Raw genomic sequence first — 24,999 nt, 5'->3', positions numbered from 1 at the left:
CAAGGCTGCGGCCGACGCCTTGGTGATTTCTTGGTGCGCTGCCGGCCAACGACTTTCGGGCTGGAGACAGTCGTAGGTTGTGACGAGCATCTCCGACGTCGCCATGACGTAGACCTTGCAGTACCGCCGTACCAATTTAGGCTTGCCTTACCTAATTGAGGGAGGTGCTTAAATGCGCGACATCCGGGTTGCGGTGATCGGGGCAGGCCCAGCGGGAATCTATGCGTCCGACATCCTGGCCGACGAATACCCGCAAGCCAGGGTCGATCTGTTCGACCGGCTGCCGGCCCCGTACGGGCTGGTCCGGTACGGAGTCGCGCCCGACCACCCCCGGATCAAAGAAATCATCAAGGCGCTACGCCGCGTGCTCTCCCGCGATGAGATCCGCTTCATCGGAAACGTCCACTACGGCACCGACCTGAAACTGTCCGATCTGCGGCGCTACTACGACGCGGTCATCTTCTCCACCGGTGCACGCGCCGACCGCCCGCTGGACATTCCCGGGATCGAGCTGCCCGGCAGCTACGGCGCCGCAGACTTCGTGTCCTGGTACGACGGCCACCCCGACGTGCCGCGAACCTGGCCACTGGAGGCCCAGAGCGTCGCGGTCCTGGGCGCGGGCAATGTGGCCCTCGACATCGCCCGGATGCTGGCCAAACCCGCAGACGAGCAGCTGACCACCGAGATCGCCGGCAATGTGTACCAAGGCCTTTCGCTGAATCAGGCCACCGATGTACATGTGTTCGCCCGGCGTGGCCCCGCCCAGATCAAGTTCTCGCCAATGGAATTCCGCGAGTTGTCCCACTCCCCCAGCGTCGACGTCATCGTGCATCCGGAGGGCTTCGAGGTCGACGAGGGCAGCCAGCGGGCCATCAACGCCAGCAAATCCACCAAGCTCGTCGTCAACACCATGATGCGTTACCTCGACGCCGAGCCCACCGGAGCCCCGCACCGCATCCACATTCATCTGTGCCAATCCCCGGTCGCGGTGCTCGGCACCGACCGGGTCGAAGGATTGCGAACCGAGCGCACCGAACTGATCGGTGACGGAACCGCCCGGGGCACCGGAGATTTCACCGATTGGCCGGTGCAGGCCGTGTACCGCGCCGTCGGTTATCTGTCCTCACACCTGGCCGATGTGCCGTTCGACCACCACGCCGGCGTCGTCCCGCATGACGCCGGCCGGGTACTGGACCTCGATGGCGAGCTGATCGAAGGGACCTACGTCACCGGCTGGATCAAACGCGGGCCGATCGGACTCATCGGGCACACCAAATCTGATGCGTCCGAAACGATCACCAGCCTGCTGGCCGACTTGCCCGGGCTCCGCGCACCGGAGATCGGTGAACCCGATGCCATCCTGGAACACCTGGCCGGCAACGGCATCGACTACACCACATGGGAGGACTGGGAACGCCTCGACGCTCACGAGATCGCCCTTGGCGAACAGCAGGGCCGGGAGCGGGTCAAGGTGGTGCCCCGTGCGGACATGATCAGGGCCGGTAGAGGCTGATTGCGCCGCGGCCCGGAAACGAACGGTGCGTTCGTTTCCGGGCCGATTGGGTCTGCCGGGCGGTGAATCATTTGTCCCGCAACGTGATAGCGCTCCGACTCGACTGCCCTACGCCGGAGGGCCGTCGGTGCTGAGCGGATGGTCCCCGGTGTCGAGCAGGAAGATGGCCAGCAGTTCCGCCGGTTCGGCGGCGCTCGCGTTCTCACTGATCACGTGATGCGCCCCTGGGGCCTCTCGCCAGGTTTCACCGGTTTGGTAGACCCGCGCGGGCTCACCCTCCACTTGGCTACGAATAGATCCAGAGATCACGTACGCCATGATGAACGCCGAGTTGGCGTGGCGGTGGGCAGCGCTCTTCGTTCCCGGTGGATACCTGACCGTCACACTCACCAGCGATTTCCCGGGCACGTTCGTCGGCTGATCGAATACTTGGTGGACAACTGGCTTCTGCGCGGGCGCAACAGGACCCTGCTCGGCATTCGGCGCTGCCGGCTTGGCGCATGCCGACACCAGAACCGCGCCGACGATCAACGTTGCGAGTGCGGCTTTTGCGGACACGTGATCTCCCTCCCTTCTGAGGTAAGCGAATTCACGCTGCCGGCGGCGCAGCACGATGAGCGACGGCCTCCATCGCATCAGCGAGGGTGAAGATCGAGACCCCCAGCAGCACGATGTCCTTGAGAAGAAACTGCCCCGTCATGGACAGGAACGGGAAGCCTCCGGCCGATGCTTCGCCGACACCCGGTGTCGTGAGAAGAAACGACAACGTGCTCACGAAAAGCACTATCGCCAAAGCACTTCCCAGCAGTGAAACCCTCGGATACCAGGGCTTGACCACCAGCAACACCGCGGTGGCGATCTCGACGACGCCGAGAATCGACGAAAACGTCGTGACACTGAACACGCTGTACAGCCAACCCATGAAGGGGCTGTTCGCGACCAAGGGCTGGATGTTGAGAGCCTCGTAGGAACAGAATTTGAAGATGCCGATCCAGCCGATGACGATTGCCAGCCCGTAGCGGGCGACGATATGCGCGAGGGCCCGCACGGCTGCGCCATTGTTCTGGCAGACGGTGGTCAGATGGTCGATTTTGGTGGTCATGTTGGATGCCTTTCAGGGAAACGTTGGGGTGAGCCGAATTTGAGTGCTGTGGTTCAGATGAAGGTGAAGAGCCGGTCGGGCTCGAAGCGCGAGATCGGGTTGCCGTATGCCTTCGCCGCGTCCGGATAGCCGAGGGCCAGCAGCACGGTTGTGGTGTATCCGGTTTCCCGGATTTTGAATGCCGTGTCGACGCTGGTCGGGTCGAAGCCTTCCAGCGGCGTGGCATCGAAGCCCAGCTCGGCCGCCGCCATCATGGTCATGCCCAGCGCCATGTAGGCCTGCTTCTCCATCCAGTGACTCAGGTCCTTGTAGCCGTAGGTGCGCAGATTGAGGAAATCGCGGGTCATCGATTCCCACAGCGACTGCTTCGCCGGATCACCGAATCGGCCATCGGCCTTCTCTTTGCCGAACACCTCGTCGAGATGACTGTCGGGCAGATCGGCTCTCGTGGTGAAGATGATGACGTGAGAGGCGTCGCGGATTTTTCCGCCGTTGTCCAGGAACCGTTCTCCGAGATTGTCCGCGAGCCGCTCCTTCCCTTCGGGCGTGCCGAGCACGTAGTAGCGACTGGCTTGCACGTTCACCGATGACGGCGTCGAACGTAGGAACCGCAGTAGCTGTTGCAGTGAATCCGCCGGGATGGTCCTGCTCGAGTCGAAGTATCTCGTGAGGTGCTTGCTCATGAGGTTGTCGAGGTTCATGTCAATTCGCCTTCTTTACAACGATTTTGGGACGGATGGGTCAAGCGGCGGTGCCGGCCGCCGGGATGTCGATGACGGTCTGGTTGACGTTGTTGATGAAGTTGGTCAGCTGGGTCTGAACGGCGACGGTGATGATCGCCAGGATCTGCGGGTCGGTGTACCCGGCGCCCCGCACGGCGGCCAGGTCGACATCGGCGACCTTCCCGCGGGTCTCGACCACCCGTTGCGCGAAGCGCGCGACGGCGGCGCGCTTGGGGTCGATCGAGCTACCCGACCGGGCCAGGGCGATGTCGTCACCCGACATGCCACCGAGCTCGGCGGACACGTACGAGTGCACCGCCAGGCAGTAGTCGCAGCCGTTGGCTTCGGACACCGCCAGCGCGATGGTGTGCCGGGTCTTGGCATCCAAGACTCGGCCCAAGCTGCCCTGCAGAGACATGACGACGTCCAGGACCGTCGGATTCGACGCGAGCATCGCGAACATGTTCGGGACGAAGCCGAACTGCTTGCCGACGTTGCCGAGGACGCTCTGCGCGTCGGTGGCGATTTCTGCGGCGGCGGGAGTGGTCAGACGTGACATGGCTGGAACCTCCAGTAGTTGATTTTTATGGGCTGGTTAGCCCACTTCTGGAGTGAACACGCCAAACAGTGGGCTGTCAAGCCCAATTTTGATATCGTGGTGCGATGACGGTCGAAACGGCAGCTCAGGAACCGAAAAAACTCACCGCCAAGGGGCAGGCGACACGAGCTCGCATCCTCGAGCACGCCGCCGAGCTCATCCACACCAAGGGCGTCGCCGCGACGAACAACGAGCAGCTCCGTCGCGTCGCCGGCGTCAGCGGCTCGCAACTCAACCACTACTTCCCAACCAAGGAGAGCCTCATCCTGGCAGTGATCGAATGGCAGGCCGAACACGTCATGCAGTTCTACGGCGGCGAGCAATTCGCCGGTTTCGACAACATCGCTGCGCTTCGCGCCTGGGTGGACTACTACGCCGCTCACGAGAGCGCCTATCAGGACGGCTGCACCCTCGGCTCCCTGGCGAGCCAGATCCTCAAGTCGGACTTGGACGTTCACGACGAACTGGCTCGGGCATTTGATCAGTGGCGGGACATCTTCCGCGACGGACTCGAGCGCATGCAGAGCCTCGGCCGCATCAACGCCGACGCCGACCCCACCCAGTTGGCCAACCTGCTGCTGTCTGCGTTCCAGGGCGGCATGGTCCTCACGCAGGTTCAGCGGGACGTCACGCCATTGAAGACCGCCCTCAATGCGGCCATCGACCACGTGGAGACCTTCGCGACGTAATTTACAAAATGGGCTTGACAGCCCAATCACAGTCGGGTTGACTCACCGAATGGGCTTGGTAGCCCATACCACCCAAGGGAATTCGCGCACCGCAAGGAGACACACATGAACAACACTGCCGCCGAGAAGGACCGCGCAGACTTCTGGTTCGACCCGCTCTGCCCGTGGTGCTGGATCACCTCACGCTGGATTCTCGAGGTGGCAAAGGTACGCGACATCGAATGCCGCTTCCATGTTATGAGCCTCGCCGTACTCAATGAAGGCCGCGAAGGCTTGGCCGAGCGATATGTCGAGTTGCTGAAGACCGGTTGGGGGCCGGTGCGGGTGCTGATCGCCGCGGCCCAGCAGCACGGCGACGAGATCCTGCTGCCGCTGTACACCGCGATGGGCACTCGAATCCACAACCAGCACCGGTCGGACACCGCCGAGATCATCGGCGAGGCACTTGCCGAAGTGGGCGCCGACCCCGACTTGGCCTCGGCGGCGAGCTCCACCGACTACGACGAGGCACTGCGCAAGAGCCACCACGCCGGCATGGACAAGGTGGGGCCCGACGTCGGAACGCCAACCATCCACGTCAACGACGTCGCCTTCTTCGGCCCCGTCCTCTCACGCATCCCGCGCGGCGAGGACGCCGGGAGGGTGTGGGACGGCATCGTCGCACTCGCGTCCTACCCACACTTCTTCGAACTCAAGCGGACCCGGCACGAAGACCCTGAATTCGACTGAGCCCGAAGTGGTATGAGCGGCGGACTAACCTCACCACATGCCAACTGTGGGGCGGTACGCCAAGGGCGAGGCCAAGCGTGCCGAAATCAAGGACGTCGCACTCGCGGTGCTGGAACGCGACGGCGAGGCCGGTGCTTCCATGCGGGTGATCGCCAAAGAAGCGGGGATCAGCCTGGCGGGCCTGATGCATTACTTCCCGACCCGCGATGTGTTGCTCACCGAGTTGCAGCGCGACGGCGACGCGAAATTCGAAGAGCGGTACCGCAATTCGGACATCGACATCGATCCGGGCGAGGTCATGGCGCAAGCGATGGTGGACAAGGCCGCGAAGCCGGGGTCGGGCACGGTCTATCTGTCCCTGGCCGCCGCCGCCGCGGTCGACCCGTCGCACCCGGCCGCGCAATACCTGCGCCGGCGATACGAAGGGATGCGCGCGACCATCACCGACTACGTGCGTGGCCGGCAGGCGGCCGGCACGATCCCCGCACACGTCGACGCCGAGTTCGCCGCCACCGCACTGATCGCCGCGGCTGACGGGATTCAGATCCAGTGGATGTCCGATCGGTCGATCGACATGGGCGCTCACGTGCGCGCGGTGTGGCGCACGCTTCTCGCCTGACCCAAAACAGTGCAGTGTATGGTTTTTGCATGAAGTGGAACCGGGTCGCCGTGGCATCAGCCGTTGTCCTCTCCCTGGGCCTCTCCGCCTGCGCCGCGAAGCAGGCTGTGAAGCAGGAGCGGACGGACAGCAATTCGTCATGGAGCCGCAACTTCTACTGGGGTACCGCGACCGCCGGTTACCAGGTGGAAGGCGACGCTCCCGACAGCAATTGGCGCCGATACGTCGACCGGACGGCCGGCAAGCCCGTCGCACCCGGCGCCGACCCGTTGAGCGCCGGTCCGGTGGACCCGTACAAGCAGGCCGACGACTTCCGGCACCGCTACAAGGAGGACATCGCCAACGCGCATGCCATGGGCGTCAACACTTTTCGCTTCGGCGTCGAATGGGCGCGGGTGATGCCGCAGCCCGGCAAGTGGGACGAGAAAGAGCTCGCCTACTACGACGACGTGGTCGCCACGCTGCTCGCCAACGGCATGACGCCCATGATCACGCTGATGCACTGGGTCTATCCCGGCTGGATCTCCGACCGCGGCGGATTCATGAACAACGTCGCCGCGTTCGACGACTTCGCCAAGGCGATCACCAAACGCTACGCGGGACAGGGCGTGCTGTGGGTGAGCATCAACGAGCCCCTGGCCTTCGGCGCCATGGAAGTGCGCACCGGCGCCATCAAGCCCGACCAGTTCGGCACGTTCCTCGACCGGGTCGCTGACGCCCACCGCGCGGTGTACCGCGCCGCGCATGACGCCGATCCGAAAGCCAAGGTCACCACCAACGAGGCGTACATCCCGCCAGAAGTGTTGGCGCAGTTCGCCGGTTTCGGCGTCAAGGGCATCGAAGGTTCGTTCTTCGATCGGGTCAAGGACACCCTCGACTACCTCGGATTCGACTACTACACGGGTACCGCCGAAGACAATCCGGCGTCGGCGCAGAGCATGGCGCAGCGCTGGCACATCAAACTGCAGCCCGAGGACATCTACTACGTCGCGCGGCATTACGCCCAGCGGTATCCCGGCTTGCCCATCTATGTCGTCGAGAACGGCATGGTCACCGACAACGCCAAACCGCGAACCGACGGGGTGACGCGATCGCAGTACCTCAGCGACACCGTGTTCTGGCTGCAGCGCGCCAAATCCGACGGCATCCCGATCATCGGCTACAACTACTGGTCGCTGGTCGACAACTATGAATGGGGCAGCTACCGGCCGCGTTTCGGCCTGTATTCGGTTGACGCCCTGGGCGATCCGTCACTGAAGCGGGTGCCGACCGACGCCGTCCAGACCTACACGCAAATCACCCATGACGGTGGGACGCCGCCGGGGTACCGGCCCGTGATCCCCGCGGCGAAGTGCTCGACGACCGTCGGCAAGGACAGCTGCGCGCCGCTGGACGTGAACGGGCCGACGGTCGCGCTGCGCTGAGTCAGGTCCCAACACGCGGGCCGAATTCCACGCAATGCGCCCGAGATCGCGGGGTTTCCAGCAGGATCAGCGGTATGAAACTGACTGCCATGCTCGCGCTCGCCGGGTTCGCCTCGCTCACGATCGCCATCCCCAACGCGACCGCCGCGCCGTGTTCCGCGAGCGGACTGGCCAGCACCGCGGGGACAGTCCTGTCCCAGGCCGGCGCCTACCTCGACGCCCACCCGGGCGCCAACGACGCCCTGACCAACGCGAGCTCGTCGGGAGACGCGGAAGGCGCCGTCCGGGCGTACTTCACCGCACACCCCGGCGAATTCTTCGACCTGAAGAACATCGCACGGCCCCTGACGACGCTGCGCGGTCAGTGCGGTGGCATGTCGGTCAGCCCCGCCCAGATGTCGGCACTGTTCGACGCGTTGTCGTCCTGAGCCGCGGCGGCCCGGGCCGTCAGTGCCAGTAGCCCTGATGCGCCTGTGCCGCTTCGTCTTCCACGAGCGGTCCGATGACCGTGATGGGCCGGTAGCCGTGCAGCAGGATGTCGCGGCACGGCAGCGCGTACCCCGCGTTGTTCGGATCACCGCCGGTGAACTGGAGCAACCGAGTGTTGGACATGCCGTACACGACGCGGCCGATACCGCTCCAGAAGGTGCCGCCGGCGCACATCGTGCACGGCTCGGTGCTGGCGTACAGCGTCGCCGACTTCATGCCGTCGTCGCCGAGCGCGCGCCAGGCACTGCGGACGGTGACCATCTCGGCGTGATCGGTGGGGTCGCCGCCGTCGACCGCCGACGTGTTGCCGTGTTCGGCCGCAACGTTTCCGGCGGCGTCGGTGACCAAAGCGCCGTAGGGCGCACCGCCGAGTTGGCGCGCCTGTTCAGCGAGCTCGAACGTCCGGCGGAGGTGGGCGAGGTCTTGCAGGCTGGGGTCAGGTGACGCGATGGACTCCGCTGCGGTGGCGAATGCCGTCACAGACGCACCGAGAATCATTCCGGCACTGCGCAACACGGTCCTGCGGTTGGGCTCCAGCATGGGCGTGAACGCTACTTGGTGCCGAAGATGCGGTCGCCCGCATCGCCGAGACCGGGCACGATGTAGCCGTGCTCGTCGAGCCGGCGATCCAGGGCCGCGGCGTAGATCGGCACCTCGGGGTGCGCGGCCTGCATCGCTGCGACACCCTCCGGGCAGGTCAGGAGACAGACGAACTTGATGGAGCGCGGCCGGTATTCCTTGAGGCGGTCGATCGCGGCGACCGCGGAGTTGCCGGTGGCGAGCATCGGGTCGCACACCACGATGTCGCGCTCGTGCAACTCACTGGGCATCTTGAAGTAATACTCGACGGCAACATGGGTTTTCGGGTCGCGGTACAGACCGATGTGGCCGATGCGCGCGCCGGGAACGACGCTGAGCATGCCATCGAGAATGCCGCTGCCCGCCCGCAAGATCGAGGCGAAAACGAGCTTCTTGCCGTCGATGACCATGCCGGTGGTGGCTTCCAGCGGCGTGTCGATCTCGATCTCGTGCACGGGGATGTCGCGCAGCACCTCATAGGTCATCAGCATGGAAATCTCGTTCAGCAGTGCACGAAAGCCCTTGGTGGACACCTCTTTCTGCCGCATCAGCGTGAGCTTGTGCTGGACCAGCGGGTGGTCGACCAGATGTAGATTGCCCATGACGTCCTCCTAGAAGACCGTGCCGTCGCTGCTGATGGACAACGGCGGGCTCCCGGCCCGCAGCTGCTGCGCCAGGGTGCGCCCGGCCGCCCACGTGCCGCCCTCGAGGATGCAGGCCAACGGCAGGTCGACCCCGAGCCGGGCACGCACCAGCGGCACGAGTTCGTCGAGCAACGCGACGGTCAGGGCCCGCCATTCGACCACCAATTCGTCGGCCACCGACCAGGTTCGGGCTGCCGTCTCGGGATCCCGCAAGCGCAGGACACCGGTATCGAGCAGCAGTCCCCCGTTGCGGTATTCGGGCAGGCCGGTCAGGGCGCCGAGCCCGGTGACCGTTACGCCCGCCCACTCGAACGGTTCGAGGAGCGAGTAGGTCAGCCACTGCGACAGCTTGTGGAACGGCATCCACCCGGACGACAGCCCGGGCCCCGGCACGGCAGGGTGGTGCCAGCAGTCGCCGAGCGGGATACCACCAATGTCGTTGTCGGCCAACCAGACCCCGGAGAGAGTGTCCAGCAGCCGGGTCAGGATGTCGTGGGCCGCGATTGTCGGGCCGGCGAGCACGTCGAACAGGCTGCCAGGACGTCCGTGCGGGCCGCAGAGGCCGGCCAGCGCGTCGCCGAGCCGCCGCAGCAGCTGCACCCGTCCGGTGAGTCCCAGCAAGGGATTGCCCGGTCCGGCCTGGAATGCCCGGCCGAGAGCGGCGTCGTCGATAGCGCGCAGTGCTGCGGCGTCGACCTGCCAGGGCTGGGCGGGATCGCTCGAGAACAGCCCGTCGACAAAGGCGTGCCAGCTGGCCACGCCGAGCCCTTCGGACCGGCTAAAGCGTTGCCCGGTAGCCGATTCCACGTAACCCCAGTCCGGACCCGCGCCGGCGTCGAGCAGCACGCTGACCACGGCCAGGTCGATCATCGCGCGGGCCCGCGCGGCACTGTCCAACCCGGCCAGCCGCACGCGCAGATCGGCGGTGCGATCGATGCCGCCGGCCTCGAAATGGCGCCAGCGGCTGTGATACGGAATCGCCAGCTCCGGGTAGCGCTCGCGGGTTACGGCGCCAACGAGATCAGCGGCAGGCGACAGCGCCACATCGTCGACGACGAACCAGGTGGACTCCCCCGCGCGCGCCCGCTGCAGCAGGAATGCGGCACGTTCGCGGATGGCGGCGGTGCTGCGCAGGATGCCGACGGCAACAGCACGGTCGGCATCCGTGGCTGGGCCGGTGCCGATTGTCATGACGTCAGTCCGCGGCCCTTGGCGATCCTGAGTTCGTCGGCATCGGGTACCGGCCCCGGGGTGAAGTACCCGGCGGCCGTCTTGGCGTCGATCTCGACGCGGGCGTCGGCCGGGATCAGATCGTCGGGGATGTTCACGCGTTCGACGACCTCGATGCCCGAGCCGGTGATGGCGTCGTACTTCATGTTGCTCATCGACACCAGGCGATGAATCTTGCGAACGCCCAGCCAGTGCAGCACGTCGGGCATGAGTTCCTGGAAGCGCATATCCTGCACTCCGGCAACGCATTCCGTACGGGCGAAGTACTGATCGGCGGTATCGCCACCCACCTGACGCTTCCGCGCGTTGTACACCAGGAACTTGGTGACCTCACCCAGTGCGCGGCCCTCCTTGCGCGAGTAGGCCACCAGCCCGACCCCGCCACGCTGCGCACCCTGGATGCACTCCTCGATGGCATGGGTGAGATAGGGCCGGCAGGTACAGATATCGGAGCCGAACACATCTGACCCGTTGCATTCGTCGTGTACCCGCGCGGTCAGCTCCACGTCTGGGTCGGCAAGATCGCGGGCCTCGCCGAAGATGTAGACGGTCTGTCCGCCGATGGGCGGCAGAAAGACCTCGAGGTCGCCGCGAGTGACGAGTTCGGGGTACATGCCGCCGGTCTCCTCGAACAGGACGCGACGCAATTCGTTTTCGCTGCAACCGAATCGGGCCGCGACCCCGGGCAGGAACCAGACGGGTTCGACAGCCGCCTTCGTCACCAGGGCAGCTCCGTTCGCCAGCAGCACCCGGCCGTCCGGGCGGAGCCGGCCCTTGGCGATCGCCTCGGCGATCTCCGGCAGCATGACGTGGGCCTTGGTGATGGCGATGGTCGGCCGGATGTCGTAACCACTCGCCAACTCGGCGGTGAACGCCTCGGCCACCATGGCACCCCACGGGTCCAGACTCACGATCGCCCCCGGCTCGCTCCACTGCGGGTACGGGCCGATCACATCGGTGGGCGCGGTGTTGGTCAGGTCAGCGCGGTGCGCCGGCGAGAGTGCCCCGGACGCCACGGCCAGTGCCCGGTAGACGCTGTAGGAGCCGCTGTGGGTACCGATCACATTGCGGTGCGCGCGGGTTGCCGTCGTGCCGATCACCGGGCCGCGCTCGGCGGCGGTCGCCGCGCCCCAGCGGATGGCCAGCGCGTCGGCGGCGCCGCTGTGCGACGTCAACCGGATGTGGCGGGCGGACCCCCGTGGCGGGACCGCAAGCGGTGGCCCCGATGCTGCATCTGATTCGATGACCATCGACATCGCTCCTTCCCGGCACTGTCCAGTCAACCCTGAAATTGCCGGGTATGCAGCGGTACGGCTCAGTACACGTCGCGGACGTAGCGTTTGTCGGCGATCAGCTCACGCTTGTACTCATGCGCGGCCGATTCGGACATGCCGCCGTGGGTCCTGATGATGTTGGTGAGCGTCACGTCGACGTCCTTCGCCATCCGCGTCGCGTCGCCGCACACGTAGAAGTGCGCGCCGTCCTCGAGCCAGCGCCACAGAATCTCACCGCGCTCGCGCATCCGGTGCTGCACGTACACCCGCCGCGCCTGGTCCCGGGAGAACGCAGTATCCAGCCGGGTCAGGAGTCCGTCGGCGACGAATGCCTCCAGTTCGTCTTGGTAGTAATAGTTTTCGGCCCGGTGCTGGTCGCCGAAGAACAGCCAGTTACGCCCGGTGTGGCCCAGTGCCCGGCGCTCGTGGAGGAAGCCACGGAACGGTGCGACGCCCGTACCGGGGCCGACCATGATCATCCGGGTCAGCGCGTCCTCAGGCGGCCGGAAGTGCGGAGCCGACTGCAGGAACACCGGGACGGTCTCGGCCCGGTCGGCCAGGTAAGTGGACGCGACACCGTGCCGGATGCCACCGCGGGCACCCTTGTAGCGCACCACCGACACGGTCAACTGCACCTCGTCGGGGCTCACCAGCGGGCTGGACGAGATCGAGTACGAACGAGGCGCCAGGCGCACCAACGCGTCCCGCCATTCCTCTGGCTCGGCTCGGACTCTGAACTCTTCGACGAGGTCGAGGCCGGTGCGGCCGTCGAGCCAGCGATCGCGTTCTTCCCGGGGCGCCCGCAGAATCTTGGCACTGCTGCGCTCGGCCAGGAAGTTGATCAGCGTCGGCGACACCTTGCAGATGTCGTATGACGTCGTCAGCGCATCTCGCAAGGGGGCTTCGCCGCCGTCGATTTCGACGACCTCGTCGCCGGACAGCCCAGTGGCGGTAAGCCAGGCCGTCACGGCTTCCGGCGCGTTCGCCACCACCACGCCCAGCGCATCGCCGACGCCGTAGCTGACGTCGTGCCCGGACAGGTCGAACCCGATCTGGCGGACTTCCTTCGCGCCGCCCCTGGTCAGGAGAGTGTTGCGGCACAGCGGGACCGGCAACGGGTTGTTGCGGGTGAACGGCTTTGCGGGTTTGGGGACCGACTTGGTGGGGGCCGCAGGCCTGGCAACCGGAGCTTCGGGAGCGACGGCGACCAGGTCCGCTGCCGTATCAACCCATTGAGTGCGCGGCTCGTCGTCGTAGGCCTCGCAATCCGCGCGGTCCAGCAGGGCGGTGGCCCCGAGTTCGGCGAACCGGCGATCGAGGGATTTGGCGTAGCCGCAGAAGTTCTCGTACGCGCGGTCGCCGATGCCGAGTACGGAGTACCGCACCCCGGAGAGATCGGGCGCGTCGGCGGCGCTCAAGCGAGTCCAGAAGTCGGCTCCATTGTCGGGTGGCCCGCCGTCGCCGAAAGTGCTTGTCACAACCAGGACTTCACCTGCGGCGGCCACGTCGTCCAGCGCGGTGTCGTCCAACACCTGCAACCGGGCCCCGGCGATCTTCGCGGCCAGTCCGGCGGCGAATTCCTCGGCGGTGCCGGTCTGCGATGCCCACAGCACCAACGGGCCGCACGGCTGCTCGAGCTGCGGCTGGACTTCGATCACCGCGACCGGACTCGAGACACTGTGCGAACCGGCCAGCGCCCCGTCGATCCACAGCCGCACCGTGGGCGTCACAGGTGCCGACGCGGGCAGCACCGGGACGCCTGCGGCGTGCTGGATACCACTGAAAAAGCCGGACAGATAGACCTTTTCGGCGTCGTTGAGCGTCGGCGGTCCAGCCAGACCCAGTGCGGCGGCAAGCGGATGGACCTCGGCCTCCGCGGGTGTGGCAGGCGGCGCCACGACGGGCTCGACCACCGCGGGCGCCAGCCGCACCGCGCACGCCTTGAACTCCGGCTGCAGCGATTCCGGGTCCACTGCGTCGTTGGTGACGGCATTGATCGTGAGGCGCTCGCCGTGCTCGTCGTTCCAGTGGAACGGAGCGAAGCAATTGCCCCGGCGCACCCGGTCGGTCAGGACGGCCGGTAAGACCGCGGTGCCGCGCCGCGACGAAACCTCGACGGCCGCACCATCGGCGATACCGAGGTCGGCCGCGTCGGTGGGGTGGACCTCGATGAACGGCTTCCCGGTCAGCTTGTTGAGCTTGTCGACCTTCCCCGTCTTGGTCATGGTGTGCCACTGGTGCTGCAGCCGACCGGTGTTCAGCACCAACGGGAATTCGTCGTCGGGCAGCTCCGCGGCGTCCATGTGCGGACGCGCGTGGAACACCGCCCGCCGAGACGGTGTCGGGAACGCCAGCCGCGGCTGGTGCCCGTCGGCGTCGATGAAGAGATCCTGGCTCACCCCGTCGTTGAGGTAGCGGATCGGGTTCCGATCGCCGCTGTCCGGCGGGCACGGCCATTGCAGCGGGGTTTCCCGCAGCCGCTCGTAGGTCACGCCGCTGAGGTCGTAGCCGGTGCGGCGGTTGGCGAACTGGCGGATCTCGGCGAACACGTGCTCGCTGGACTTGTAGTCGAACTCGTCGCCGAAGCCCATGTGCCGGGCCACATTACAGATCAGTTCCCAGTCTGGTCGGGCGTCGCCGGCGGCAGGGATGCTCTGCTGCAACAGGGTCAGGTTGCGTTCGGAGTTGACCATGACGCCGTCGGCCTCGGCCCACAGTGTCGCCGGCAGCACGATGTCGGCATAGGCGTTCGTGGCCGTGTCCTGGTAGGCGTCCTGGGTGATCACCAGTTCGGCGGCCTGGAGGCCCTCGATCACGGTCTGCCGATTGGCCACGGTGGCAACAGGATTGGTGCAGATGATCCACACGGCCTTGATGTCACCGCCGGCCAGCTGCCGGAACATCTCGATGGTGCCGGGTCCGACGTCGGTACGGATGGTGCCGGGTTCCAGCTCCCACTGCTCTTCGACGAACGCCCGGTCCTCGGCCGATGTCACGGCGCGCTGTCCGGGCAGGCCCGGTCCCATGTAACCCATTTCGCGGCCGCCCATGGCGTTCGGCTGGCCGGTCAGGGACATCGGGCCGCTGCCCGTCCGGCAGATGGCGCCGGTGGCCAGGTGCAGATTGCAGATGGCGTTGGTGTTCCAGGTGCCGTGCGTGCTCTGGTTCAGGCCCATGGTCCAGCACGACATCCACTCCCCTGCCTCGGCGATCAGCTCGGCGGCGCGGCGGATGTCGGCTTCGGGGATTCCGGTGATCTCGGCGACCTTGGCCGGCGGGTAGTCGGCAAGGAAAGCGGGCATGGTCTCCCAGCCCTCGGTGTGCGCGGCGATGAATTCCCGATCTATCGCGCCGGTCTCGACCAGGAGGTGCAGCAGCCCGTTGAGCAGCGCCAGGTCGGTTCCCGGTTTGATCTGCAGGAAGAGATCAGCCTTCTCGGCGGTCGCGTTGCGGCGCGGGTCGACGACGATCAGCTTGGCGGCCGGTCCGTTCTTGCCGGCCATCCGGTCGGCCATGCGCAGGAACAGGATCGGGTGGCAATCGGCCATGTTGGCGCCGATCACGAAAAACAGGTTGGCAGAATCGAAATCGGTATACGACCCGGGCGGGCCGTCGGCACCGAGAGACTGCTTGAATCCGGTGCCGGCACTCGCCATACACAGCCGCGAGTTGGATTCGATGTGCACGGTACGGATGAAGCCCTTGGCCAGCTTGTTGGCCAGGTACTGGGCCTCGATGGTCATCTGGCCCGAAACATACAGCGCCACAGCGTCAGGACCGTGTTCGTCGATGATGGCCCGCAACCGGCGGCCCGCTTCGGAGGTGGCGTCGTCGGTTGTGACGCTGACCATCTCGCCGTTGCGGCGCGTCAGCGCCGAGGTGAGCCGGCCCTCGTCCGCAGCCATCAGGTCGGCGTGGGTGGCGCCTTTGGTGCAGAGCCGCCCGAAGTTGGTGGGGTGCAACCGGTCCCCCGACACGCGCGCGATCACGGGCAGCCCGGTGCCGGCATCGGTACGGGTCTCGACCGAAATACCGCAGCCGACACCGCAGTAGGAGCACGCGGTGCGCGTGGTGTGTGCTCCCGGGGTGGTCATGACTCAGTTCTACGGGCCGTCAATTCCGCAACCGTTGCGCGACCATGTACTGCGCGTCAACCGGAGCTCACATGACCGTCAAGCACTGGTGCGCAACATGTTTCATGCCTGAATCATGATGGAAACGTGCCGGAAATCTGTGACCTGGGTTACGCGCTGTCGGGCGACCAGCCCGGTCCGCGGAACGTGTGCCCGAGGCGGTGCTTCCAGGTCTTTGCCGTGCGCACATCCTGCCAGATCGCGGTGTATTCGTGCGTGGCGACCCGGAACGGGTTGAACGTCTTGATGTTCTTGGTCAGACCGTAGACCACGCGCTCTCCCTCTGGCCGAAAACTCCCGAACAGCCGATCCCAGATGATCAGGATGCCGCCGTAGTTCGTGTCCAGGTATTGGTCGTTGGAGCCGTGATGGACGCGGTGATGCGACGGCGTGTTCAGCACGAACTCGATGGGCCGCCACATCTTTCCGACGCGCTCGGTGTGGATGAAGAACTGGTAGAGGAGGCTCACCGACTGCTGCAGCAGGATCATCCACGGCGAGAAGCCGAGAAATGCCAACGGCAGCCAGAACGGCAGGGCCGTGAACGGCGTCCAGGTCTGCCGCAGCGCGGTGGACAGGTTGTAGTGCTCGCTGGAGTGATGCACGACGTGGCTGGCCCAGAACACCCGAATCGTGTGGTGGGTGCGGTGATACCAGTAGTAGGCGAAATCGTCGGCCACGAAGAGCGCGATCCACGTCAGCGGATTGTCGGCCGGCAGATGCACCGGCGCCACCAGGTACGCCGCGCTGAATGCCGCCAGCACCACCAGCTTCCAGCCGATGTTGATGATGACATTGCCGATGCCCATGGTGAGACTTGTTCGGGAATCCCGGAATTCGTAACCGACCTCGTCGTCATCCGGCAGAAAACGGAAGGACAGCGCCTCCAGCACCAGGCAGAGCACGAACACCGGCACCGCGTGCAGGATCAGATCGAACATGGCCAACGACTCCTACTGCTGAGCGGAAAGGGTTTCGACGACCCGGCCCAGCAGGTCGTCGGCCACGCGGTGCGCGGCGTCGGCGTCACGCGCGACAAGGTGCTGGGCCAGCGTGATGTGGGCGTCGCGGTCGGCCAGCTCGGCGGCCATCCCGAGTTGCGCGATCAACTCGAAGCCGATGTCCGCGAACGCCGCGACCAGCGTGTTCAGCGCCAGACGGTAGGCCAGGTTGCCGCTGCCGTCGATGATCGCGGTCCAGAAGGTCAGGTCTGCGGCGAACGATTCGTCGGTGCGCCGGGCCGGGTACGCGGCGGCCGCGGTGGCGATCACCGCCAGCTCGTCGTCAGAGGCGTTGCGCGCGCACAACCGGGCCGCATCGGCGGCCACGGACCGGCGCATCACCATGATGTCGCGAGCGACCTGCAGGGCCGGCACGGCCCCGGTGGCGGCGAGGGTGCTGAGCACGTCCAGACCAGCCGTCTGCCGCCAATCCTGGACCCGCGTCTTGCCGCCGTGGCTGATCCGTACCAGCCGGGCCTGCTGCAGCCTCTTGAGTGCTTCCCGAATGGCATGCCGGTTCACCGCGAAGGCGAGGGCCAGCTCACGCTCGGACGGCAGTGCCTCGTCGACCGCGACGCGACCGGACAGGATCTCGTCCACGAGGTGCGCGAAAACCGAGTCACTGACCGCCGACCTCGTGACGGGTGCGATGTCCATGGGTCAATGATCGGGTCGCTACGAGAGCTGGTCAACTGGTTGGACCAGTTATGTGGATCACATACGCGTCCCGGACACAGAAATGCCCCGCGGGAAGCTCCCGCGGGGCATTTCGGCCAACTGATCAGGTAGCAGGCACAGCTGCCCGGCCGACGTGCTCGCCCGTCGCCGCGCGCAGGTGCGGTTGGCGCAGGAACACGAACCAGGTGACGACCGCGCAGACCACGTAGAAGGCGAGGAACACCCAGAACGCCGTGGTCGCCGAGTGCGACGGACCCGCGTAGGACGTGCGGAGCACGATGTTGACGAGCACGCCACCGAACGCGCCGACCGCTCCGGCGAAGCCGATCAGGGCACCGGACATGGCGCGCGACCACAGCATCTTCTCCGTCGCACCGAGTTCGTCCTTGCTCTGGGCCTTGGCCTCGAAGATCGACGGGATCATCTTGTAGGTCGAGCCGTTGCCGAGACCGGTCAGGATGAACAGCACCATGAACGCGGTGATGTAGACGGCCATCTGCGCGCCCGTGGCCGGACCCTTGGTGGCGTCGTCCCACATGCCGCCACCGACCAGGACGGCGGTGATGGCCGTCATCGCCGCGAAGGTGTACAGCGTGATCTTGCCGCCGCCGATCTTGTCGGCCAGCTTGCCGCCGAACGGACGCGAGATCGAGCCGAGCAGCGGGCCCAGGAACGCGATCCACGCGGTGTGGATGGAGGCGTCGAAGTTGGCCTTCGCCAGTTCCTTGGCGGCTTCCTTCGGCAGCTTGGCCACCGAGGCGACGTGGTACTTGTCGAGCAGCGGCGCGACGTCCTGCGCGGTGAAGTTGATGTTCAGAATCTGCGTGAACGCGAAGCTGAATCCGATGAACGAACCGAACGTGCCGATGTAGAGGAAGCACATCACCCACGAGTTGCGGAACTTCATGGCCTCGACCATTGCCGACAGGTTCGACTTCTGGCCCTGGATGTTGTCCATGAACAGCGCGGCACCGAGGGCCGCGGCGGCCAGCAGCACGAGGTAGATGGCGCAGACGACCTCGGGGCGGCGGTTGCCGAGCGTGGCGATCGTGACCAGGCCGATGATCTGGATGACCGGGACGCCGATATTGCCACCGCCGGCGTTCAGGCCCAGCGCCCAACCCTTCAGGCGCTGTGGGTAGAAGGCGTTGATGTTCGTCATCGACGACGCGAAGTTACCGCCACCGAAACCCGCGACGGCCGCGACGATCAGGAACGTCGTGTACGACGTCCCCGGATGCATCATGAAGTACATGGTCAGCGCGCACGGGATGGCCAGCATCAAGGCGCTGAAGATCGTGAAGTTGCGGCCACCGAATTTGGCCGGCCCCACGGTGTAGGGAATGCGCATGAAGGCACCCACCGCGATCGGGACCGCGCCGAGGACGAACTTGCCCAGCGCGTCGATGCCGTACACGGCCTGCGGCATGAACAGCACCATCACCGACCAGATGCTCCACACAGAGAAGCCGACATGCTCGGCGAAGATCGACCAGATCAGGTTCCGCTTGGCGATGTCCTTGTTACCGGCGTCCCACGCAGCAACATCCTCAGCATCCCAGTGCTCGATGTCGCGGTTACGACTCAACAGACTCACGAAGCCTCCCAGTTAGGAAATTGGTTGGCTACATATGTACGGGGACGCGATTCCGCAGCTGTTGCCCTTCGATGTCAGCAAAGTCAATAGGGACTCACTTGGAGGACCCTGTGGTTGGTGACCGGTGTGATTCACAGCCGTCGTATCGACGCAACAAGCACGAAATGTGGGGCGCTCGCCCGGGCGGGGCGCATTGCTACCGGCAGCGACGCCGATCAGATGGCCGATCCGGTGGAAAGGGCCGAGAAGTACGTGACTTCAACCGCAGCGGCGATCCGCCGACGGTTGTTGAACTCAGGGACCTCCGACGGCCCGAGAAAGTACCTGGGCTCAATCACCGCGGCTGCCAGTGCCTCGTGATTGACGGCAGGTACTTCCCTGTCGGCGTCGGGAGACCGCCGAACACCGTGGCGGGGATGAACGAAAAATCACCGCCGTGACGGCCACACGTGGTGGAAATCCGTCGCGACGGTGAGTTCGGTGAAACTGGTGGGGCAGGACTCAGGCCTTCTTGGCTTCGCCCTCGTCCGCTGTGGTTTCTGTGGTGTCCTTGACTTCGACGTCCTCGGCTTCGGCGTTTTGGGCTTCAGCGTCGGCGTCGGCAGCTTCGGCTTCAGAGTCGCCGGCTTCCGCCTCTTCGGCTTCGACCTCTTCGGGCTCGACCTCTTCGGGCTCGGCCTCGTCGGCTTCGACCGAAACCGCTTCGGCGACAACCGTTTCCGGCTCCGCTTCAGCTTCGGCTTCACCCTCGGCGTCGTCTTCGGGGTAGTCCACGGCGGCCACCACAGCGGTGTCGGCGGCGTCGTCAGCGGCAGCGCCGGATTCGGCAGCTGCTCCACCGCCGCGCGAGCGTTCCCGCAACGCGTCGACGATGAGCAGCAAGACCCCGATGACGCTGGCGCCGATGCACACCCAGGCGATCAGCTCATTGCTGGTGACGATTGCGGTCACCAGCGCGGTCAGGCCGATGAGGGCAAGGACCAGGGCAATGATCAGCATTGGTCAGCCGTCAGCTGTTGCCCCGGTTGAACTGGCCGAAGCCAGCACCTTCGCCACCGGCCGCCGAATCCGCCGGCGCGGCAGAGCCACGCTGGCCGAGCTCTTCGAGCTGGGACTCCAGGTAGGTCTTGAGGCGGGTGCGGTACTCGCGCTCGAACGTGCGCAGCTGTTCCAGGCGGCCTTCCAGCACGGTGCGCTGCTGGTTGATGTTGCCCATGATCTCGGTGTGCTTGCGCTCGGCGTCGGCCTGCAGGGCGTCGGCCTTGTCCTGAGCCTGACGCAGCTGGGTCTCCGAACGGGTCTGCGCGTCGGCCAGCATGGCCTCGGCGCGGGCCTTGGCGTCGGCGACCGTGGTCTCGGCGGTGTGCTTGGCATCGCTGAGCAGGGCGTCGGCCTGCGCGCGGGCATCGGCGAGGGTCTTGTCGGCCTCGGCCTTGGCCGAACCGGTGAGGCGGTCAGCGGTGTCCTGGGCCAGGCTCAGCACCTTGGCCGCGCGGACGTGGTGGTCCTCGCCAACCGGCGCGGCGACGGGAGCCGCCACCGGCGCGGGTGCCGCAACGGGCTCGGGCTCCGGCTCGGGCTTGGTGAAGACCGGAGCCGCGACCGGCTGGCCGGTGCGGGCCGACTGGAGCTCGGCGTCGAGCTCGGCGACCCGCTGCCGCAGATCGCTGTTCTCTTCGATCAGCCGGGTCAGCTCAGTCTCGACGAGATCGAGGAATGCATCGACCTCGTCCTCGTTATAACCGCGCTTGCCAATCGGCGGCTTGCTGAATGCGACGTTGTGGACGTCAGCCGGAGTTAGCGGCATCTTCTGCCCCCTTGCAGTCTGGACCGTCAATCGGTGTCAAAGTGTAGAGCGATCAAAGTGTAGAGCGATCGTGGAGTAACTGGCGTCCATCCTGTCACAGCAGACCCGTCGGTTGCAGGCGAGGTCCGGAATTAAGAACGAATTTCAATGTTTCATTGGAATTCGCGGGCGCCGCCCGGCGCTGTGCGCCAATTGACCAAAACGAAAGAAGCGCATTAATTACATAAATGTAATTAATGCGCTTCTGCAGGTCAGAGGAATGTCGCGTTCAGGCCCCGACCTGATCGAACGACAGCCGCATACCGATGAACACCACCATGAGCAGCACCACGATCGACAAGTCGACCCGGACCGGTCCGATGGTCAGCGGAGGGATCAAGCGCCGCAGCAGCTTCACCGGAGGATCGGTCACCGTCATGATCACTTCGAGGATCACCACGGTCAGTCCCCTCGGCTGCCAGTCCCGGCTGAATCCGCGGATGAACTCCACCACCACGCGGGCGATCAACAGCAGCCAGAAGACGAACAGCGCAAAACCCAGAATGTCGAAGAACAGGGTCAATGCAACAGACCTCACTAGCGCGGGAAAAGCGCCGACTGCTGTCGGCGCCTGGGAACGAGCCTACCTAACGCAGACCCCTCCGGCCGGTGGCCGAAGGGGTCTTGCGTGCAGCTGTAGTGGTGTTACTGGTAGCTGTAGAAACCCGCCTCGGCGATCCGGCGACGCTCTTCGGCGCTGACATCGACGTCGGCCGGCGACAGCAGGAAGACCTTGGTGGCGACCTTGTCGAACGAGCCGCGCAGCGCGAACGCCAGGCCCGCAGCGAAGTCGACCAGGCGCTTTGCGTCGGCGTTGTCCATCGACACCAGGTCCATGATCACCGGGGTGCCGTCGCGGAAGCGCTCACCGATGGTGCGAGCCTCGCTGTAATCCTTGGGCCGCAGCGTCGTGATCTTGGCCAGCGCGCTGCCGGCCTCGAACAGCTCGGCCATGCGGCGGGGCTCCATGGCCACGGCCCCACGGGTCGCACCACGCAGGGTGTTGAAGCGCGGACGCTCGAACTCGCGCGGGCCGCGAGCCGGCATCTCGTCGTATCCGCCGCGGTAACCCATTGGGGCGCTTTCCATTTCGCGTGCGTATTCGCGACGGTCGTCGTAGCCGCGCGGCTCACCACGGCCGTAGCCCTCTTCCTCGAAGCGCTCCTCACGGGGGCGACGCGGCGGCGCGTACTCGCGAGCCGGACGTTCTTCGTCGTCGTAGTACTCGTCGTCATAGTCGTCCATCGGCGCCATACCGAAGTAGGCCTTGACCTTGTGCAGTGTGCTCATGGGATGCCCCTAGCTAAGAATGTGGTGTCTGGTGACTGTGATGTAAGTGTGACTGGAGTGACTACTCATGGTGACGTTAGAGGACGTGGTCCCATTAGCGCGGTACCGACACGCACACACGTTGACCCGTGTCGCACCGCAACTTCGAGGTCATTCGACATGCCCGCGGACAGCCCCAGCCGGTGCGGGTATTGCGTTTGGACCCTGAGCAATTCAGTCTCCAGCCGCGCAAACTCCGCTTCGGCCACACTGGCCAGCGGCGGGATCGCCATCAGGCCCGCCAAACCCAGTCCGGGGGCGGCATGCGCGGCCGCGCACAATTCGTCGACCAGATCGGGCCGATCCACCGGCACCCCACCGCGAGCCGGATCCCCGTCGAGGCTGACCTGGATATAGACCTGCAGCGGCTCGGACCTGCGCCCTTGGTCCAGCGCCTCGACCGCACCACGGGACAGCGCCGCCACCAAAGGTCCGGTGTCCACCGAATGCGCCACCGAAGCCCAGCCGGCCACGGCCCGCGCTTTGTTGCGCTGAATTCGACCGATCATGTGCCACCGAATTACATTGTTCGACTCTATGTTCGATGACCAATCGAACAATTTGCCAGACAAAGTGTGCGACACCTCAACGACTTTGCCCGCGGCTTCCTGCTCCCGCGATTCGCCGAATGCCCGGCACCCCAGTCCATAGAGAGCAACAACATCGGCGGCCGGAAAGAATTTGGTCACCGGAAGAAATTCGATATCGGCCCGATCCCGGCCGGCAGCTGCCGCGGCAGCGTCGATACGCGCCTGAATCCGGGCCAGCGACGCGGCCAGTTCGGCCTCGCGCGGCGCGCCGGTCATTCCATCCACACCACCGACGCCAGCCGCCCGGTCGGGGCGCCACGTCGGTGGCTGAACAGTTTCGGATCGTCGACCGTGCAGCGCGGGTCGATGTCGATGGCCTTGATACCCAACCCCGCCAACTGCTTGGCGATGCCGGCCCGCAGATCCAGACCCACGGTGCCGCGCGCGGTCGTGGTGATGCTGCCGGGCAGCACCGCCTCCACGTCGTCGGCCATCTCGTAGGGCACCTCGTAGTTACGGCCGCTCACCGCCGGTCCGAGCAGCACCGAGATGTCCTGCACCTGGGCGCCGAGCTTCTGCATGGCCTCGACGGTCCGCAGCACCACGCCCTTCTGCGCGCCGACCCGTCCGGCATGCACGGCGGCCACCACACCCGCGCGCGCATCACCCAACAGCACCGGCACACAGTCGGCGGTGATCACCGCAAGCGGCAGCCGCGGCGTCGCGGTGACCAGCGCGTCGGTGTTGTCGTAGGCTCCCCCGGCTCCAGTTCCAGGGCCCTCGACAACTTCGACATGGTCACCATGCACCTGGTTCATCCACACCAGCGGGCCGTGCCCGATGGCGTCGGCCAGCCGAGTCCGGTTGGCCGCCACCGCCTTCGGGTCGTCGCCGACATGGTCACCCAGGTTGAACGTGTCGAACGGGGCCTTCGAGACCCCGCCCGCACGCGTCGTAGTCACTCTGCGGATACGGAACGTCACGATTCCAGATTTATCATGCGTAGCCGCGTCACTCGGCGATCGTCAGTGCTTCATGAACGGCGGCACGTCGACGTCGTCATCGTCGTCACCGCGGCCACCAACACTCACCGTCACACCGTTCGTCGCCGCCGGCACGCTGCCCGGGTCGGTGCCGAAGGCTCCGAGCTTGCCCGCGCTGGCGGTCGAGAAGGTCTGCGCCCGGTGCGCGCCGCCGGCGGCCGGTGCCGCCGATCCGGCGCCCGGCACTGCCGAGGTGACCGGCTTGCGGCTCTGACCCGCGGTGTCGAATCCGGCCGCGATGACCGTGACCCGGACCTCGTCACCCAGCGAATCGTCGATGACGGTTCCGAAGATGATGTTGGCCTCGGGGTGCGCGGCGTCCTGCACCAGCGACGCGGCCTCGTTGATCTCGAAGAGACCCAGGTCGCTGCCACCGGCCACCGACATCAGCACGCCCTGGGCGCCATCCATCGAGGCTTCCAGCAGCGGCGAGTTGATGGCGATCTCGGCGGCCTTGAGCGCGCGTCCGTCGCCGCGGGCCGAGCCGATACCCATCAACGCCGTACCGGCGCTGCTCATGACGCCCTTGACGTCGGCGAAGTCGACGTTGATCAGACCGGGCGTGGTGATCAGGTCGGTGATGCCCTGCACACCGTTGAGGAGCACCTCGTCGGCGCTGCGGAACGCGTCCATCAGCGAGACGGCGGCGTCGCCCATCTGCAGCAGGCGGTCGTTGGGGATGACGATCAGGGTGTCGCAGCTCTCGCGCAGTGCCTGGATACCCGTTTCGGCCTGGTTCGAGCGGCGCTTGCCCTCGAAGGAGAACGGCCGCGTCACCACACCGACGGTCAGCGCGCCGAGCTTGCGAGCGATGGACGCGACGACGGGCGCGCCACCGGTACCGGTGCCACCACCCTCACCGGCGGTGACGAACACCATGTCGGCGCCGCGCAGCAGCTCCTCGATCTCGTCCTTGGCATCTTCGGCAGCCTTGCGCCCGACCTCGGGGTCGGCGCCGGCACCCAGGCCGCGGGTCGAGTCGCGGCCCACGTCGAGCTTGACGTCTGCCTCACTGAGCAGCAGCGCCTGCGCGTCGGTGTTGATCGCGATGAACTCGACGCCACGAAGGCCCTGTTCGATCATGCGGTTGACGGCGTTGACGCCGCCGCCGCCGACACCGATCACCTTGATGACGGCGAGGTAGTTATGCGGGGGTGTCATGGGTCGTCTTCCTCCCTGCTGGGTTTGTCCGGAGCAAAACTTCTCGAATTCCAACCCTAAACCTCAACC

At 65.8% G+C, this 24,999-nt stretch carries 26 protein-coding genes; 7 read left to right on the top strand and 19 right to left on the bottom strand.

Features of this window, described 5'->3' with window-relative positions; translation table 11 throughout:
• Positions 1-172 precede the first annotated feature (172 nt).
• Entirely contained in the window at positions 173-1,513 is a 1,341-nt protein-coding gene (locus ACWW1C_RS09620) for an FAD-dependent oxidoreductase (RefSeq protein ID WP_455983219.1), read from the top strand.
• Between the two features lie 108 nt (positions 1,514-1,621).
• On the opposite strand, the gene ACWW1C_RS09615 is transcribed toward ACWW1C_RS09620, so the two are convergent.
• Genes ACWW1C_RS09615 through ACWW1C_RS09600 form a run of 4 tightly spaced genes read right to left on the bottom strand, consistent with a single transcriptional unit; the run spans position 1,622 to position 3,896 of the window.
• Entirely contained in the window at positions 1,622-2,071 is a 450-nt protein-coding gene (locus ACWW1C_RS09615) for a cupin domain-containing protein (RefSeq protein WP_455983218.1), read from the bottom strand.
• Positions 2,072-2,102: 31 nt separating this feature from the next.
• Complete coding sequence (locus tag ACWW1C_RS09610) at positions 2,103-2,615, bottom strand: YkgB family protein (protein ID WP_455983217.1); 513 nt, start codon at positions 2,613-2,615, stop codon at positions 2,103-2,105.
• Between the two features lie 53 nt (positions 2,616-2,668).
• Positions 2,669-3,316: a nitroreductase family protein gene (locus tag ACWW1C_RS09605; RefSeq protein ID WP_455983216.1), complete on the bottom strand. Its 648-nt coding sequence runs from the start codon at positions 3,314-3,316 to the stop codon at positions 2,669-2,671.
• Between the two features lie 40 nt (positions 3,317-3,356).
• Positions 3,357-3,896 (bottom strand): carboxymuconolactone decarboxylase family protein, encoded by a 540-nt coding sequence (locus ACWW1C_RS09600; RefSeq protein ID WP_455983215.1) that lies wholly within the window; start codon positions 3,894-3,896, stop codon positions 3,357-3,359.
• Between the two features lie 104 nt (positions 3,897-4,000).
• Here ACWW1C_RS09600 and ACWW1C_RS09595 point away from each other — a divergent pair, with 104 nt between their 5' ends.
• The 5 genes from ACWW1C_RS09595 (at position 4,001) to ACWW1C_RS09575 (ending at position 7,824) form a co-directional block, all read left to right on the top strand.
• Positions 4,001-4,624, top strand: a complete 624-nt coding sequence (locus tag ACWW1C_RS09595) for a TetR/AcrR family transcriptional regulator (protein ID WP_455983214.1) — start codon at positions 4,001-4,003, stop codon at positions 4,622-4,624.
• A 105-nt stretch (positions 4,625-4,729) separates the two neighbouring features.
• Positions 4,730-5,353, top strand: a complete 624-nt coding sequence (locus ACWW1C_RS09590) for a mycothiol-dependent nitroreductase Rv2466c family protein (protein WP_455983213.1) — start codon at positions 4,730-4,732, stop codon at positions 5,351-5,353.
• 37 nt (positions 5,354-5,390) lie between these two features.
• Positions 5,391-5,972 carry a TetR/AcrR family transcriptional regulator gene (locus tag ACWW1C_RS09585; RefSeq protein ID WP_455983212.1) on the top strand — a complete coding sequence of 194 codons (582 nt, stop codon included), beginning with the start codon at positions 5,391-5,393 and terminating at the stop codon, positions 5,970-5,972.
• A gap of 29 nt (positions 5,973-6,001) precedes the next feature.
• Positions 6,002-7,396, top strand: coding sequence for a glycoside hydrolase family 1 protein (locus ACWW1C_RS09580; RefSeq protein ID WP_455983211.1), 1,395 nt, complete (start codon positions 6,002-6,004; stop codon positions 7,394-7,396).
• A 74-nt stretch (positions 7,397-7,470) separates the two neighbouring features.
• A complete protein-coding gene (locus ACWW1C_RS09575; protein ID WP_455983210.1) occupies positions 7,471-7,824 on the top strand; it encodes a hemophore-related protein in 354 nt (117 codons plus the stop codon).
• Between the two features lie 19 nt (positions 7,825-7,843).
• Here ACWW1C_RS09575 and ACWW1C_RS09570 read toward each other — a convergent pair whose 3' ends face one another.
• The 8 genes from ACWW1C_RS09570 to ACWW1C_RS09535 all read right to left on the bottom strand — a co-directional run bounded on the left by ACWW1C_RS09570 (position 7,844) and on the right by ACWW1C_RS09535 (position 19,021).
• The gene (locus ACWW1C_RS09570) at positions 7,844-8,425 is read right to left on the bottom strand and encodes a nucleoside deaminase (RefSeq protein ID WP_455983209.1); all 582 of its coding nucleotides are present in this window, start codon (positions 8,423-8,425) and stop codon (positions 7,844-7,846) included.
• Between the two features lie 11 nt (positions 8,426-8,436).
• Positions 8,437-9,066 carry a uracil phosphoribosyltransferase gene (gene upp, locus ACWW1C_RS09565; protein WP_455983208.1) on the bottom strand — a complete coding sequence of 210 codons (630 nt, stop codon included), beginning with the start codon at positions 9,064-9,066 and terminating at the stop codon, positions 8,437-8,439.
• 9 nt (positions 9,067-9,075) lie between these two features.
• Entirely contained in the window at positions 9,076-10,299 is a 1,224-nt protein-coding gene (locus ACWW1C_RS09560) for a URC4/urg3 family protein (RefSeq protein WP_455983207.1), read from the bottom strand.
• Positions 10,296-11,588: a GTP cyclohydrolase II gene (locus tag ACWW1C_RS09555; protein ID WP_455983206.1), complete on the bottom strand. Its 1,293-nt coding sequence runs from the start codon at positions 11,586-11,588 to the stop codon at positions 10,296-10,298. Before ACWW1C_RS09555 ends, ACWW1C_RS09560 begins: the two co-directional genes overlap by 4 nt.
• Before the next feature lie 65 nt (positions 11,589-11,653).
• The gene (locus ACWW1C_RS09550) at positions 11,654-15,706 is read right to left on the bottom strand and encodes a molybdopterin-dependent oxidoreductase (protein WP_455983205.1); all 4,053 of its coding nucleotides are present in this window, start codon (positions 15,704-15,706) and stop codon (positions 11,654-11,656) included.
• A 149-nt stretch (positions 15,707-15,855) separates the two neighbouring features.
• Positions 15,856-16,686, bottom strand: a complete 831-nt coding sequence (locus ACWW1C_RS09545) for a sterol desaturase family protein (protein WP_455983204.1) — start codon at positions 16,684-16,686, stop codon at positions 15,856-15,858.
• Between the two features lie 12 nt (positions 16,687-16,698).
• Complete coding sequence (locus tag ACWW1C_RS09540; RefSeq protein WP_455983203.1) at positions 16,699-17,403, bottom strand: FadR/GntR family transcriptional regulator; 705 nt, start codon at positions 17,401-17,403, stop codon at positions 16,699-16,701.
• Positions 17,404-17,527: 124 nt separating this feature from the next.
• The gene (locus ACWW1C_RS09535; RefSeq protein WP_455983202.1) at positions 17,528-19,021 is read right to left on the bottom strand and encodes a nitrate/nitrite transporter; all 1,494 of its coding nucleotides are present in this window, start codon (positions 19,019-19,021) and stop codon (positions 17,528-17,530) included.
• Positions 19,022-19,138: 117 nt separating this feature from the next.
• Here ACWW1C_RS09535 and ACWW1C_RS09530 point away from each other — a divergent pair, with 117 nt between their 5' ends.
• Positions 19,139-19,381: a hypothetical protein gene (locus ACWW1C_RS09530; protein ID WP_455983201.1), complete on the top strand. Its 243-nt coding sequence runs from the start codon at positions 19,139-19,141 to the stop codon at positions 19,379-19,381.
• A 141-nt stretch (positions 19,382-19,522) separates the two neighbouring features.
• On the opposite strand, the gene ACWW1C_RS09525 is transcribed toward ACWW1C_RS09530, so the two are convergent.
• The 7 genes from ACWW1C_RS09525 to ftsZ all read right to left on the bottom strand — a co-directional run bounded on the left by ACWW1C_RS09525 (position 19,523) and on the right by ftsZ (position 24,930).
• Entirely contained in the window at positions 19,523-20,020 is a 498-nt protein-coding gene (locus ACWW1C_RS09525) for a hypothetical protein (protein ID WP_455983200.1), read from the bottom strand.
• A gap of 10 nt (positions 20,021-20,030) precedes the next feature.
• Entirely contained in the window at positions 20,031-20,828 is a 798-nt protein-coding gene (gene wag31 / locus ACWW1C_RS09520; RefSeq protein ID WP_455983199.1) for a DivIVA-like cell division protein Wag31, read from the bottom strand.
• 268 nt (positions 20,829-21,096) lie between these two features.
• Positions 21,097-21,390 (bottom strand): YggT family protein, encoded by a 294-nt coding sequence (locus tag ACWW1C_RS09515; protein WP_061005129.1) that lies wholly within the window; start codon positions 21,388-21,390, stop codon positions 21,097-21,099.
• A gap of 122 nt (positions 21,391-21,512) precedes the next feature.
• Positions 21,513-22,157, bottom strand: a complete 645-nt coding sequence (locus ACWW1C_RS09510) for a cell division protein SepF (RefSeq protein ID WP_455983198.1) — start codon at positions 22,155-22,157, stop codon at positions 21,513-21,515.
• 65 nt (positions 22,158-22,222) lie between these two features.
• The gene (locus ACWW1C_RS09505) at positions 22,223-23,002 is read right to left on the bottom strand and encodes a YggS family pyridoxal phosphate-dependent enzyme (RefSeq protein WP_455983197.1); all 780 of its coding nucleotides are present in this window, start codon (positions 23,000-23,002) and stop codon (positions 22,223-22,225) included.
• Positions 22,999-23,709 carry a peptidoglycan editing factor PgeF gene (gene pgeF, locus ACWW1C_RS09500; RefSeq protein WP_455983196.1) on the bottom strand — a complete coding sequence of 237 codons (711 nt, stop codon included), beginning with the start codon at positions 23,707-23,709 and terminating at the stop codon, positions 22,999-23,001. The genes ACWW1C_RS09505 and pgeF overlap by 4 nt, the downstream gene beginning before the upstream one ends.
• Positions 23,710-23,751: 42 nt before the next feature.
• Positions 23,752-24,930, bottom strand: a complete 1,179-nt coding sequence (gene ftsZ / locus ACWW1C_RS09495) for a cell division protein FtsZ (RefSeq protein ID WP_455983195.1) — start codon at positions 24,928-24,930, stop codon at positions 23,752-23,754.
• Between the last annotated feature and the right edge of the window lie 69 nt (positions 24,931-24,999).

It is taken from the genome of Mycobacterium sp. HM-7 (genome assembly GCF_053852335.1).
This window is presented reverse-complemented; position numbering and strand designations above follow the sequence as displayed.